Raw genomic sequence first — 12,788 nt, 5'->3', positions numbered from 1 at the left:
TTGATGGAGTCGAAGCCGATGCCGTCCCAGCTGGTGAAGGCCAGGAGGATCGAGGCGATCGCGGTCACCCAGACGAGGACCACATGGAGGACCGTGGGCACGCCCGCCATGAAGGCGAGCGTGATGCGGTCACGGCGGGTCAGCAGGCGCTTGTGGCCCTGCTGGATCCGCTTGTTCTCGGACGCGCGCCCAGGAGGCGGCACGGCGGCCGCCTCCTGGGACTTCGTGGGGGATTCAGTCGTCATTCAGGATGCTCACTCGGACGCGAAGATGGTCTTCTTCTGGCGCTCGATGGACGAGAGCAGGTTGTCGATGCCCTTCGGGTCCTGCAGGAACTTCTGCAGGCCGGGCTGCATCACCGTGGAGGTGAAGTCCGGGCGCGAGTCGCGGTCCATGAACTGGGTCAGGGACTTGGCGGCGCCGATCATGTCGAACGCCTTCTTCTGCAGCGCCGAGTACGACGCCGTGGAGGCCTTGCTGGAGGCGGCCACCACGCTCGGGTCGCCCTTGAGGTAGAGCTCCTCTGCCGCCGGGGAGCCCAGGTACTCCATCAGCTTGACCATACCGTCGTGGTTCTTGGGGGACTTGCTGACCATGAAGCCGTCGGTGGGCGCCTCGACGGTGTCCTGGCCGTACGCGGAGTTGATCTCCGGGAAGGCGAAGAAGTCGAGGTCGTCGAGGTCGGCCTTGTTGGTGAACTGCTGGGCCACGAAGGTGCCCAGGAGGTACATGCCGGCCTTCTTGGACACCAGGGTCTGGGCGGCGTCCTGCCAGGTGCGGCCCATGAAGCCGTCCTGGTGGTAGGGGAGCAGCTCGGCCCAGTGGTCGAAGACGGCCTTGACCTTGGCGTCGGTCCAGGACTCCTTGCCCGCCATCAGGGACTTGTGGAAGTCGTAGCCGTTGAGGCGGAAGTTGATCTGGTCGAAGGTGCCCATCGCCGGCCAGGCGTCCTTGTCGCCGAACGCGATCGGGACCAGGCCGTCCTTCTTCATCTGCTTGCACAGGGCGACCAGCTGGTCCCACGTGGTGGGGACCGTGTAGCCCTTCGCCTGGAAGACGCTCTTGCGGTAGAAGACCGCCCAGGGGTACGTGGTCATCGGCACGAAGTAGTACTTGCCGTCCGCGCCCTTGCTGAGCTTCTTCATCGCGTCGGGGAAGTTGTCCCCGATCTTCGCCCACACGTCGTCGATCGGGGAGGCGAGGTTCTTGGCCGCGAAGAACTGCATGCGGTAGCCGGCGAACCACTTGAACACGTCGTCCGGCGTGCCCTGCAGATACGAGTTGATCTGCTCCTGGAAGGTGTTGTGGTCCTTCGTGTTCACGTTGACGGTGATGCCGGACTGCTTCTTGAAGGCCGCGTACACGTCCGCGTACGCCGTCTTCGGCACGGCGTCCGAGTCGTTGGAGCCGACACTGACGGTCTTCGGGTCGGAGGAGGAACCGCTGCTGCCGCAGGCGGACAGCAGGGGTATGCCGGCGCCGGCGAGGAGGGCGGCCGAACCGGCCCCGCGCAGCACACTGCGTCGGCTCGGAGCGGAAGAAACGAGACCTGAGGGAGAGAGGTCCATGTACGGCTCCTGACAGGGCGACTGAGCCCAGGGTTTGGCACGTCGGGCCGAAGGCGCGTCGGCTCGAAGAAATAACGGTGAGGAGGCGGCCGCAAGCGACCATAATCCAACGCAATCACACAAACGCGATCGGCGGCTGCCAGGAAGAGTGAGGGCTGCGTGAGCTCGCTGTCAAGGCCGTTTGGCGATCGGTGTCGCAGGGGAACTGACTCGTCCGCACGTCCGCATGCGTGGTGTCGACTGGTGATTTTGACATTTGACCTGCATTGATTCTCCTCTTCCTTCCCCTTTCGGCGGCATCGCGACCATCGTGCAGCACGGACGGCGAACGACGGGAGCTGTCAGGACTCTTGACGCGCGCCCCGCGGCTGCGTAGACATGACCGCGCGATCAGACCGCGTGGTCATAGCCGCTGACCACACTCGTTCGCCGGGACGCAGCCATTGCACGGCCATCGGGAGACTTTCATGACACCAGGAGTGGGGCGCGATGTGACCTCGCCCGCGCCGCGTAGCGCCGACGTCGCACGGGTGGCCGGAGTCTCGCGCAAGACGGTGTCCCGGGTCTTCAACGACGAGCCGTACGTCTCGGACGACGCCCGCCGCCGTGTCCTCGCGGCCGCCGAGGAACTCGGCTACCGGCTGAACCACGCGGCCAGGGCCCTGGCCTCCGGGCGCACTCGCTCTCTTGGTGTCGTCGCTCTGGGAACCGCCGGATACGGAACCGCCTCCCTGCTCGTGCACATCGAGCAGGCGGTACGGGACGCCGGTTACGCGCTCCGCGTGATCAACACGCCGGACGGTGACCCGAACGGCATCGTCGGCGCGCTGGAGTCTCTTCTCGAACAGGGAGTGGACGGTGTCGTCGTCTCCGAGCCCATCGTGAAGGGAGAAGTCCCGCTCCGCGTCGATGTACCGGTCCTGTTCCTCGGAGCGCCGCCCTCCTTCACCGCCACCCGGACCGTGTCCGTGAGTGTGGGTGCCCGTGCACTGGCCCGGGCGGCCACAGAACACCTGCTGGACCTGGGGCACGAGACCGTCCATCATCTCGCCGGTCCACGGCAGTGGTACGCCACCAAGGACCGTATCGAGGGCTGGCAGGCGGCCCTTGCCGAACACGGCGCGCACGAGCCGCCCCTGCTCAACGGAGACTGGTCGGCCGCCTCCGGCTACGCGGCAGGTCGTGCGCTGGCTTCGGACAGCTCCGTGACCGCGGTGTTCGCCGCGGGCGACGAGATGGCCATCGGCCTGATCCATGCCCTGCGGGAAGCCGGCCGACGGGTGCCGGAGGACGTCAGTGTCGTCGGTTTCGACGGCAATCCGGTCTTCGCCTATGTCTCGCCGCCTCTGACCACCGTGCGTCAGCCCTTCGAGGCAGCCGCACGGGAAGGCGTCCGGCTTCTCGTGCATGCCATCGAGCAACCCGACGCTGAGCTGCCGCAGGCGGAGGAACCGCCCGTGGAACTTGTCGTCCGCGCATCGACCGCGCCCCCGCCGCTCCGCCGGGGCGGGCCGCTGCTGCGCACCACCTGAGCCCCGGGCGGCCCGACGCGCGCTCATTGGACTTCGCCGATCCCTGGTCCGTCCGGCCCGAGGGACAGCGGACATCGAAACAACCCATCCCCGCTATGGAGCCGCACCATGTCCACTACCGAGCCAGGCGCCAGACCCGGCGCCGCTCCCCGCCCTCGGTCCCTTCTCCTGCTGCTGCTCGCCCTGGTTACGGCGGTCGGTACGGTCCTCCTGCCTGCCGCGGGCAAGGCCCACGCCTTGGCCCGTCCTTCGCAGACCATGTACACGCCGCCGTCCGGCACGCCCGCGCCGGGCTCGCTCTACCCGCGGGCGATACGTCTGGAGCACAGCGGCTCCGCCAACGGCACCGTGCTTGCCACGTTCGAGCAGTACACGTCCGGCACCCCCGTCTTCCCGATCTACCGCAGCACCGACAACGGCAATTCCTGGACCCAGATCTCCAGCGTCGCCGACACCCAGAACGGCTGGGGCATGCGCTGGGAGCCGCAGCTGTTCGAACTGCCCACGGCGATGGGCAGCTTCCCCGCCGGCACCCTCCTGATCGCAGGCGACTCGGTCCCCGCCGACCGGTCCGCGACGAAGATCGACATGTACGCCAGCACGGACCACGGACTGACGTGGACCTTCGTGAGCAACATCGCCACCGGCGGCCAGGCCACCGCCAGCAACGGCTACACGCCGGTGTGGGAGCCGTTCTTCCTGATGAACGGCAACAGGCTCGTCGTCTACTACTCCGACCAGCGCGACACCGCCCACGGCCAGAAACTGGTCCACCAGGTCAGCACGGACGGCGTGAACTGGGGCCCCGTCGTGGACGACGTGGCGATGCCCACGTACAGCGACCGACCGGGCATGGCGACGGTGGCGAAGCTGCCCAACGGCAACTACGTGATGACGTACGAATACGGCGGTGCGCCGGAGAAGAACTTCGCGGTGTACTACAAGATCTCCGCCGACCCGGAGGCCTTCGGCTCGGTCACCGGCCAGGTGCTGAAGTCGACCGACGGCTATGTCCCGTCCAGTGCCCCGTACATCACCTGGCTGCCCACCGGCGGACCGAACGGCACCCTGGTCGTCAGCACCAACAGCACCGGAGACCTCTTCCTCAACACCCAGAACGGCGCCACGAGCGCCTGGACCCGCATCCAGTCCAACGTCGCCGGCGGATACAGCCGCGGCATGCTCCCGCTTCCGGACGGCCACAGCCTGGAGGTCTTCAGCGGCGGCTACAACGGCAGCTCTCTCAACCCGGTCACCTACAGCACCATCGACCTGGGCGGCGGCGTCTCCGACGGCGCCACCTACACGGCCTCCAACGCGGGCAGCAACCTGATGCTGGCCATCGCCGGCGGCTCGACCGCCAACGGCACCTACGCCACCCAGCAGAACGCCGACAACGCCACCGACCAGCAGTGGAGGTTCGTCCTCCAGCCATCAGGCTTCTTCAGGATCCTCAACGTGGCCTCCGGCAAGGTTCTGGGGGTGGAGAACCAGTCCACCGCCAACGGGGCCAAGATCCTGCAGTGGGACGACAACGGCACCCTCGACCACGAGTGGGCCATCGCCCCCAGCCCGTCCGGCGGCTTCACGGCCGTCAACCGGCTCACCGGCAAATACCTTGAGATTCCGAACGCCTCCACCGCCGCCGGTACGGTCGCCGGTCAGTGGGACAGCACCGGCTGCGGCTGCCAGCGCTGGAACCTCACCCAGTTGGCCCTGCCGTCGCTGTCCAGCGGCCAGTACGTGCTGGTGAACAAGAACAGCGGCGAGTACCTGGAGATCCCCGCCGCCTCCACCACTGCCGGTCAGGCGGCCGACCAGTGGCAGAACTCGGCCTGCGACTGCCAGTTGTGGACCTTCCAGTCCCAGAGCGGCGGCGCCTGGACCATGCAGAACGTCCACAGCGGCCTGAAGCTCGACGTCAGCAATTCCTCGACCGCCGCCGGTGCAGCCATCGTCCAGAACACCGCCTCCGGCAGCAACTCCCAGAAATGGACTCTGACCAGCGCAGGCGGCGGCTACTACAAGCTCGTCAACGGGGGCAGCGGCCTGGTGGCCGGAGTGGCGCAGTCGTCCACGGCCAACGGTGCGTCCGTCATTCAGTGGAACGACGTCAACGTCGGCGACCAACTCTGGAAGATCGTCCGCGTCAACTGACTCGACGAAAGCACACCATCCGACATGGACGCGTGCCGGGCCCGTCGACCTGGTCGACGGGCCCGGCCGCCTTAGAGGTCGCGCAGATAGGCGTGTTGCGGACAGGGCCGGGGGTCCGCTCAGATAGCCGAAGCAGTCACCGAGGTTCGGGTGGTGGCGGAGATAAGAGCTTCGCGAGGTACTCGCGCTGCGGCGGCCAGGGCACGGCCCACCGGATAGGCGTACGCGCCTGCCGGGAGGCGGCCGGGGCGACCGCTGAGTTCTACGTCGATGGAGCCTAGGACGCTGCCTGCTTCCCTGGTGCGGTTCAATCGTCGCAGTACCTGGTGGGCGACTGATTCCGCGCTGTCATACAGGATGGTTCCGGCTGGCAGGCTCTGCAGAATCTCCGGAGCCACCAAGGGGTAGTGCGTACATCCCAGCACCACGGCGTCGCAATTCCGGGGGGTTCGCTCGGCTGCGTCGGCGATCGCCTCCGCTGCGGCGGCCACGTCACCGTGGTCGATTGCTTCGGCCAGGCCGGGACACGCGACCCGTGCGACTGGCATGCCGTTCGCGAAGTCCGCGATCAGACGATCCTGGTAGTCACTTGCGGTGGTACGGACGGTCGCCCATACGGCGAGGTTTTGGCTGGTTGCCGCGGCCGGCTTCACGGCGGGGACAGTTCCAATCACAGGGATGCGAGGCTCGAACCTCTCGCGCAGGGCGTCGATCGCGGTGACAGTGGCGGTGTTGCAGGGCACCACGATGGCTTCCGCGCCGCGCTCCGTGGCCAAATCTGCGGCGGTGAGCAGACGGTCCGTGACAGAGGAGGCGGTTTTCGGCCCCCAGGGGGCGCCCTCGGGATCCAGAAGCAGAAGCAGATCGAGTTCCGGGGCGAGGTGCCGAAGCCAGCCGGCGGTAGGGAGGAGGCCAAATCCTGAGTCGATCAATGCCACCGTCATGAGGGTCAACGTACCAGTCGGAGCTCGCCGCAGGCCGTCCCGAGCACATGCGCGGCCCCCTTCACAACGCCGGGCAAGTCCATCACAGCAGGATCAACTGCTCTCTTGTGTTGAGCCCGTGTGGATGCGCACTGGGTTCAGGGTCGGCGGGCGGGGCGACTGTGCCAGGGATGGGTAGTCCAGGCCCGGCGGATGAGGCTACGTATGGTGATGATGATGTCGACGAGACCGAAAAAGGCATCGATGACACCGGTCCGGCGTTCGTAGCAGCGGGTGAGCCGGTGGAAAGCGTTCTGCCAGGCGTGTGTGCGTTCGACATGCCACCTCTGACTGGCCTGGATCGGCGCCTTCTCGCCCTTGTGCGCGATGCGGCCGTGCAGGTTGCGAGCACTCAGTTCGGCGCGGGTCCTGTCCGAGTCGTAGCCGGCGTCCAAGTGCACGGTGATGTCGTCGGGCAGCGGCCGGAGGTTCTTCAGCAGATCCAAGGTCGGGGCCAGCAGCGGGGAGTCATGGCGGTTTGCTCCGGCCAGGACCCTGCCGAGCGGAATTCCGTAGCCGTCCGTCATGCCCGAGCGTTTCAGGCCCTGCTTGCCGCGGTCGACCGGTGAACGCCCGGCGACCTCGCCACCGCCGGGGGCCTTGGTGATGGAACCGTCGACGGCGATCTGGTCGAGCACGAGCCCGACGATCCGGTCGTAGGACTCCAGCGCGATCTGCTTGAGCCGACCGAAGATGCCGAGCCGGATCCACTCATCGCGGCGATTGCGGATGGTGGTCGCCGAGCAGGTTGTATCGGCGATCGCCTGGTAGGAGCACCCGAACCGCAGCAGCTGCAGCAGCTTGTCGAACACGATCCGGTCGCTGATCCGGGGCCGGTGACAGCCCAGCGGATGGGCAGGATCGACCGTTGGACGCTCGGGCAGCAGCGCCGAGAATTGCCTCCACAGCGGGTTGGTCGGCCAAGATGGAAGCGCAGGCACAGATCCCCCAGCGATCGCAGAGCGTCGCAACCATGATCACGAAGAACTATGCCTGCCTCGCTGCGGGGTACTCGCCGCCTATCTGCGCGAGCTCTTAATCAAATCTTTGTGTCGTCGAAGACGATGGTGCCGTCGCACAGCAGACTCCAGCCCTGTTCGGGATGGGCCGAGACGATGACGGCCGGGTGGTGGTCGGGGTGGCCGGCGCCGGGGCACGGGGGCTGATGCCTGCACATGGTCCGTCTCCTGTCCTTCGGGCTCCTGCTCCTGCCTCTGTGGTAGCCGAACTTGTTTTCCATTGGACGAGGGGACGCCCACAAGGCCGGAAGCTCGTCGGTGAGTTTCCGGCCGGGCTTCGAGCATCCCGCTCAGTAGCGGGCCGTGCTGCTCAGCAGCGGCGGATACACCGCGCTCGGTACCCCGTCGACCGTCGCGCCCGCGTACTTCAGCATCGGGCCGACGCGGCGGTTGAGGTCGTGGGGGAAGTCGAGGGCCGGGGCCGACACCTCGTCGAGCCTCGCCGTCTGCTCGGGGGTCAGATGGACCTCCAGGGCGACCACATTGGATTCCAGGTGGGCGAGGGTGCGCGGGCCGATGAGGGTGGAGGTGACACCGGGGCGGTGCCGGACCCAGGACAGGGCCACGGCGGCGGGGCTCGCGCCGATCTCCTCGGCGATCGCGGCCACGGTCTCGATCACCGTGAACTGGTCGTCCGTGGGCTGCCCGAGGACGGCCGCCCGCTTCGCGTCCGTGGGCGCCGCCCGCCCCTGGCGGTACTTCCCGGACAGGTAGCCGTTCTTGAGCGGGCTCCAGGGCAGCAGCCCCATGCCCGCGTCCTGCGCGAGCGGGATCAGCTCGCCCTCGATGGTGCGCTCCAGCAGCGAGTACTCCATCTGCAGCGCGGTCACCGGAGTCCAGCCGCGCAGCAGGGCCATGGTGTGGGCCTTGGCGGTGAACCAGGCCGGGGTGTCGGAGAAGCCGACGTAGTGGATCTTGCCGGCGGTCACCAGGTCGTCCAGGGTGCGCAGGGTCTCCTCGACCGGCGTGGCCCAGTCGTGGTTGTGCAGCCAGTACAGGTCGACGTAGTCGGTGCGCAGCCGGCGCAGTGAGTCCTCCAGCTGGCCGACGATCGCCTTGCGGCCCGCGCCGCCGCCGTTGGGGTCGCCCGGGTGGAGGTTGCCGAAGAACTTGGTGGCCAGCACCAGCCGGTCGCGCTGCCCCGGCCGGGCGGCGAGGAAGTCGCCGAGGATCGCCTCCGAGTGGCCGTTGGTGTAGAAGTTCGCGGTGTCGACGAAGTTGCCGCCGAGGTCGAGATACGCCTGGAGGATCTTCTCCGAGTCCTCGACCGAGCAGCCGAAGCCGCCGTCCTCGCCGAAGTTCATCGCGCCGAGGCAGAAGGGGCTCACCTTGAGCCCGGACCGACCGAGACCGACGTACGAGTCGAGTGCCATGGAATGCTCCGTGGAAGGTGGGTGGGGATTCCGACTCTTCGAGCAAACCAGCCTGAGCTGCGGGAACGTTAGGGCGATCGCGCCGGAGGCTTGCACGATCCTGTCGATGTGGGTGGGAGGGCGTTGCGGCCCGCTTGCCGTCGGCGTTTGAATCGAGCGTGTCCCTCGACGAACTGCGCACCCTGATCGACCGGCACGCCCCGCGTGACGCCGACGCCGTCCCCGCGATCGACGGCCTGATGCTGACCCGCGCCGAGCGGCCCACCGGACCCCGCTCCGGCATCACCGACCCCGTGTTCGCGCTGCCCGCCCAGGGCGCGAAACGACTGACGCTCGGCGGCCGGATCTACGACTACGAAGCCGGCCAGTACCTCGTCGTCTCGGTCGATCTGCCGGTCTCCGGGCACTGCACCCGGGCCACCCCCGAGGAGCCCTTCCTGGGTTTCGGGCTGCGTCTGCGGCCCGCCCGGCTGGCCGCGCTGCTCCTGGAGTCCGGCATCGACCCGCACGCCGGTGCCGCCCGCCGCCGTACGGACGACCTGCCCGCGCTCGCGGTCGGCGAGGCCGGCGCCGACCTGGTCGACGCCGTGATGCGGATGGTCCGGCTGCTCGACCGGCCCGCCGACATCCCCGTCCTCGCCCCGATGATCGAGAGAGAGATCCTGTGGCGGCTGGTCACCGGCGGGCAGGGGCCGCTGGTGCGGCAGATCGGGCTCGCCGACAGCCGCCTCACCCAGATCAGCCGGGCGATCCGCTTCATCCGCGACCACTACACCGAGCCGCTGCGCGTCGAGGACCTGGCCCGGCTCTCGGGCATGAGCGCGTCCCCGTTCCACCGGCACTTCCGGGCGGTGACCGCGCTGACCCCGATCCAGTACCAGAAGCACATCCGCCTCCAGGAGGCCCGGCTGCGCCTGATGAGCAGCACCGACGACGTGGCCGACGTCGGCTACGCGGTCGGCTACGACAGCGCCTCCCAGTTCAGCCGCGAGTACCGGCGGCAGTTCGGCCGGCCGCCGGGCGCGGACGCGGTCCGGCTCAGAAATGCGGACGAGGAAGTCCTCGCAGGTCAGTAGGGTGGACGGATGCCAGAACAGATATCCGAACGGGCTCGGCTGCGCGGCGACTGCGCCCGCTGCTTCGGGCTCTGCTGTGTCGCCCTGCCCTTCACCGCCTCGGCGGACTTCGCGGTCACCAAACCCGCCGGGACGCCCTGCCGGAACCTCGGCGGCGACCACCGCTGCGGTATCCACACCGAGTTGCGGCAGCGCGGCTTCGGCGGCTGCACGGTCTACGACTGCTTCGGTGCCGGGCAGCGGGTCTCCCAGGTCACCTTCGGCGGGCAGGACTGGCGGACCGGGTCCAAGGAGCACGCCCGCCGGATGCTGGACGTCTTCCCGGTCGTACGGCAGCTGCACGAACTGCTCTGGTATCTGACGGAGGCCCTGGGCCTGGCCGCCGCCCGGCCCGTCCACACCGAGCTGGGCGAGCTGCTGGAGCGGACCGAGGAGCTCACCCTCGGATCACCCGACGAACTCGCCGCCCTGGACGTGGCCGCGCATCGGCAGGAGGTCAATGTGCTGCTGCTCCGGACGAGTGAGCTGGCCCGCGCGGGCGTCCGGGGCCGGAAGAAGGACCGCCGGGGCGCGGACCTGATCGGCGCCGGGCTGAGGGGCGCCGACCTGCGCGGTGCGAGTCTGCGCGGGGCCTACCTGATCGCCGCCGACCTCACCGGCGCCGACCTGAGGGACGCGGACCTGATCGGCGCCGACCTGCGCGACGCCGACCTCACGGACGCCGACCTCACGGGCGCCTTCTTCCTGACCCAGCCGCAGCTCGACGCGGCCCGGGGGAGCGCCGGGACCCGGCTGCCGGCGTCAGTCACCCACCCCGTGCACTGGACAGCCGCCCTCTGACGAGAGCGTGTCCGGGTCGGACACCGGCGCCTGCGCGGGCGCCGGGGTGCGCCTCTCCAGCCGCAGCCGCAGGCCTTCCGGCATCAGCGTCAGCCGCTCGGTCACCTTCAGGCGGTAGTCGGGGTCGGCCTTCAGGTCGTAGCGGCGCAGCAGCAGGCCGAGGACCAGGGTCGCCTCGTGCAGGGCGAACTGGCGGCCGATGCACGCCCGCGCGCCGGTGCCGAACGGCTTGAAGGTGTGCGGGGCCCGGGCACGTACGGCCTTGGCGTCGAAGCGGTCCGGGTCGAAGCTCTCCGGGTCCGGGCCCCACACCTCGGGGTCCCGGTGCAGCATCGCCGTGAGGACCAGGGCCCAGGCGCCCCGGCGCATCGGGTGGTCCCCGGCCAGCACGGTGTCCTGGCGGGCCTCGCGGGCGAAGGCGGGGGCCGTGGGCCACAGCCGCAGCGACTCGTCGAGGACCCGGCGTACATAGCGGAGCTTGGCGACCTGGTCGTAGCTCGGCGTTGCCGTGTCGCCCCAGACGCGGTCCACCTCCGCGGCCGCTCTGGCGGTGACCTCGGGGTGCTGGGAGAGGTAGTGCAGGGCGAAGGAGAGCGCGCCCGAGGTGGTCTCGTGGCCCGCGACCAGGAAGGTGATCACCTGCCGCCGTACGTTCTCGGCGGTCAGCCGCTCCCCGGTCTCCGGGTGGGCCGTCTCCAGCATCCGGTCGAGCAGGTCGCCGTTCCCGCGGCCGTTCGCGCGCCGTTCCTCGACCAGGTCGTCGACCGTGCGGTTGAGGTAGTCGATGTCGGCCGCGTTGCGCCGGGCGGCCTGCCGCAGCATCAGCGGGGCCAGCGGCGCGGGCACGCTGTTGAGGCGCTGCGCGTAGACGAGCGTGCCGATCATCGCGGTCACGAAGGGGTGCGGCCGGTCCCGCTCGAACGACCCGAAGTCGTGCCCGAACCCGGTCCGGGCGATCGTCTCCAGGGTCAGTTTGGTCATGTCGCCGGGCACGTCGACCCACTGGCCGGCGGCCAGCTCCCGGTCCCAGCGGTCGGTCAGCCGCCCGGCCACGGACAGCATCATCGCGTGATAGCCCTCCATGGCCTCCCGGCTGAAACCGGGGGCCAGGACGTCGTGCGCCAGCTGCCAGTTCGACTCGTGGTTGTACGCGGTGAAGAGGCCGTCCCCGGCGATCGGGCGCAGATTGGCGACACCGAGTCCCACGTGCTTGGCGAACCGTGCCTCGTCGGCCATGTCGGCGGCCGGCTCGGCGCCCCACACGAACACGAACTCGTTGCCGAACGCCTTGCGCCGGAAGATCGGGCCCAGCTGGGTGGCGAAGCGCATCGAGTCCTGGAGGGGGGTGCGCCGGTCGACGCCCAGGATGTCGCCGAGGAGGGGCAGTCTGCGCGGCGGGTGGGGTATCCGGTGCAGCTCGGGCCAGCCCTGCTCGGCCCCGCGGAACCCCTTCGGCAGCGGCCCGTCCGTCCCCGTCGCCGACTGCGTGACCGTCTCCGCCATGACGCGATCTCCCTCGATGCTGCGGCAGGTTGAGCTAGTTGTACGTGGGTTCAATAAGCGGTCCCAGTCTCGTCCCGTTGTTGAATCCGCGTCAAGTAAAGTGCGGACATGGTCGCGAACCAGAGTGAGCGCAGCCGCCGCAGGATGAGCACCGCGGAACGCCGTGAGCAGCTCCTCTCGGTCGGGGCCGGGCTCTTCTCGGAGAGCCCGTACGACGACGTGTGGATCGAGCAGGTCGCCGAGATCGCGGGTGTCTCCCGGGGCCTGCTGTACCACTATTTTCCGACCAAACGTGATTTCTTCGCGGCGGTGGTGGAGCGGGAGAGTGAGCGGATGCTGCGGATGACGGCGGCCGAGCCCGGTGTGCCCGCCCGTGAGCAGCTCACCGCGGGTCTCGACGTCTACCTCGAGTACGTCCACACCCATGCGCACGGCTTCCGCGCCTTCCACCGTGCCGAGGCCTCCGGCGATCAGGTCGTGCGGCGTGTCTACCGGCGGGCCCAGGACGCCCAGGAGCGTCAGATCCTGGCCACCCTCGCCGCCGACCCCGAGTTCGGCCCCGCCCTCGATCAGCGCCCCGACACCCGGCTCGCGGTGCGCGGCTGGCTCGCCTTCACCACGCATGTCTGCCTGGAGTGGCTGCGCACCGAGGAGCTGACGCGGGAGCAGGTACGGGATCTGTGCGCGCGGGCGCTGCTGGGTGTCCTGGCCTGACGCTTCCGGCGCCGTCGTCCTCG

General features: G+C 69.0%; 11 protein-coding genes and 1 pseudogene. 5 read left to right on the top strand and 7 right to left on the bottom strand.

Annotated elements, in window-relative coordinates:
• Positions 1-245 (bottom strand): annotated as a pseudogene (locus ACIRR9_RS08575) (sugar ABC transporter permease); the annotation flags it as partial.
• 9 nt (positions 246-254) lie between these two features.
• Positions 255-1,568 (bottom strand): ABC transporter substrate-binding protein, encoded by a 1,314-nt coding sequence (locus ACIRR9_RS08570; RefSeq protein WP_403748990.1) that lies wholly within the window; start codon positions 1,566-1,568, stop codon positions 255-257.
• 467 nt (positions 1,569-2,035) lie between these two features.
• Between ACIRR9_RS08570 and ACIRR9_RS08565 the strand changes: the two genes are divergently transcribed.
• A complete protein-coding gene (locus tag ACIRR9_RS08565) occupies positions 2,036-3,100 on the top strand; it encodes a LacI family DNA-binding transcriptional regulator (RefSeq protein WP_403748987.1) in 1,065 nt (354 codons plus the stop codon).
• Positions 3,101-3,208: 108 nt separating this feature from the next.
• Positions 3,209-5,257: an RICIN domain-containing protein gene (locus tag ACIRR9_RS08560; protein WP_403748985.1), complete on the top strand. Its 2,049-nt coding sequence runs from the start codon at positions 3,209-3,211 to the stop codon at positions 5,255-5,257.
• A 119-nt stretch (positions 5,258-5,376) separates the two neighbouring features.
• Here ACIRR9_RS08560 and ACIRR9_RS08555 read toward each other — a convergent pair whose 3' ends face one another.
• The 4 genes from ACIRR9_RS08555 to ACIRR9_RS08540 form a co-directional block, all read right to left on the bottom strand.
• The gene (locus ACIRR9_RS08555; protein WP_403748982.1) at positions 5,377-6,201 is read right to left on the bottom strand and encodes a glutamate racemase; all 825 of its coding nucleotides are present in this window, start codon (positions 6,199-6,201) and stop codon (positions 5,377-5,379) included.
• A 137-nt stretch (positions 6,202-6,338) separates the two neighbouring features.
• Complete coding sequence (locus ACIRR9_RS08550; protein WP_403749034.1) at positions 6,339-7,181, bottom strand: IS5 family transposase; 843 nt, start codon at positions 7,179-7,181, stop codon at positions 6,339-6,341.
• 98 nt (positions 7,182-7,279) lie between these two features.
• The gene (locus ACIRR9_RS08545) at positions 7,280-7,417 is read right to left on the bottom strand and encodes a DUF5999 family protein (protein WP_384574774.1); all 138 of its coding nucleotides are present in this window, start codon (positions 7,415-7,417) and stop codon (positions 7,280-7,282) included.
• A 132-nt stretch (positions 7,418-7,549) separates the two neighbouring features.
• Positions 7,550-8,632 (bottom strand): aldo/keto reductase, encoded by a 1,083-nt coding sequence (locus ACIRR9_RS08540; protein ID WP_403748979.1) that lies wholly within the window; start codon positions 8,630-8,632, stop codon positions 7,550-7,552.
• Between the two features lie 158 nt (positions 8,633-8,790).
• Between ACIRR9_RS08540 and ACIRR9_RS08535 the strand changes: the two genes are divergently transcribed.
• Both ACIRR9_RS08535 and ACIRR9_RS08530 read left to right on the top strand, forming a co-directional pair.
• Positions 8,791-9,708 carry an AraC family transcriptional regulator N-terminal domain-containing protein gene (locus tag ACIRR9_RS08535; RefSeq protein ID WP_403748976.1) on the top strand — a complete coding sequence of 306 codons (918 nt, stop codon included), beginning with the start codon at positions 8,791-8,793 and terminating at the stop codon, positions 9,706-9,708.
• A 9-nt stretch (positions 9,709-9,717) separates the two neighbouring features.
• Positions 9,718-10,548 carry a pentapeptide repeat-containing protein gene (locus tag ACIRR9_RS08530; RefSeq protein WP_403748973.1) on the top strand — a complete coding sequence of 277 codons (831 nt, stop codon included), beginning with the start codon at positions 9,718-9,720 and terminating at the stop codon, positions 10,546-10,548.
• Here the strand turns inward: ACIRR9_RS08530 and ACIRR9_RS08525 are convergent.
• Positions 10,510-12,051 carry a cytochrome P450 gene (locus ACIRR9_RS08525; protein WP_403748970.1) on the bottom strand — a complete coding sequence of 514 codons (1,542 nt, stop codon included), beginning with the start codon at positions 12,049-12,051 and terminating at the stop codon, positions 10,510-10,512. The two genes, ACIRR9_RS08530 and ACIRR9_RS08525, sit on opposite strands and share 39 nt — an antisense overlap.
• A 108-nt stretch (positions 12,052-12,159) precedes the next feature.
• Between ACIRR9_RS08525 and ACIRR9_RS08520 the strand changes: the two genes are divergently transcribed.
• Positions 12,160-12,765 carry a TetR/AcrR family transcriptional regulator gene (locus tag ACIRR9_RS08520; RefSeq protein WP_365342059.1) on the top strand — a complete coding sequence of 202 codons (606 nt, stop codon included), beginning with the start codon at positions 12,160-12,162 and terminating at the stop codon, positions 12,763-12,765.
• The last annotated feature ends 23 nt before the right edge of the window (positions 12,766-12,788 follow it).

The sequence above is a fragment of the Streptomyces sp. NPDC101234 genome, from assembly GCF_044767525.1.
GTDB classification, from domain to species: Bacteria; Actinomycetota; Actinomycetes; order Streptomycetales; family Streptomycetaceae; genus Streptomyces; species Streptomyces sasae.
Note: the sequence above shows the minus strand (reverse complement) of the source record. Positions and strands in the feature narration are given on the sequence as shown.

Coding starts and splice junctions, on each gene's coding strand:
- ACIRR9_RS08560 (WP_403748985.1), top strand. CDS start 3,209: ATGTCCACTACCGAGCCAGGCGCCAGACCCGGCGCCGCTCCCCGCCCT.
- ACIRR9_RS08570 (WP_403748990.1), bottom strand. CDS start 1,568: ATGGACCTCTCTCCCTCAGGTCTCGTTTCTTCCGCTCCGAGCCGACGC.
- ACIRR9_RS08565 (WP_403748987.1), top strand. CDS start 2,036: ATGACACCAGGAGTGGGGCGCGATGTGACCTCGCCCGCGCCGCGTAGC.
- ACIRR9_RS08525 (WP_403748970.1), bottom strand. CDS start 12,051: ATGGCGGAGACGGTCACGCAGTCGGCGACGGGGACGGACGGGCCGCTG.
- ACIRR9_RS08540 (WP_403748979.1), bottom strand. CDS start 8,632: ATGGCACTCGACTCGTACGTCGGTCTCGGTCGGTCCGGGCTCAAGGTG.
- ACIRR9_RS08530 (WP_403748973.1), top strand. CDS start 9,718: ATGCCAGAACAGATATCCGAACGGGCTCGGCTGCGCGGCGACTGCGCC.
- ACIRR9_RS08555 (WP_403748982.1), bottom strand. CDS start 6,201: ATGACGGTGGCATTGATCGACTCAGGATTTGGCCTCCTCCCTACCGCC.
- ACIRR9_RS08520 (WP_365342059.1), top strand. CDS start 12,160: ATGGTCGCGAACCAGAGTGAGCGCAGCCGCCGCAGGATGAGCACCGCG.
- ACIRR9_RS08545 (WP_384574774.1), bottom strand. CDS start 7,417: ATGTGCAGGCATCAGCCCCCGTGCCCCGGCGCCGGCCACCCCGACCAC.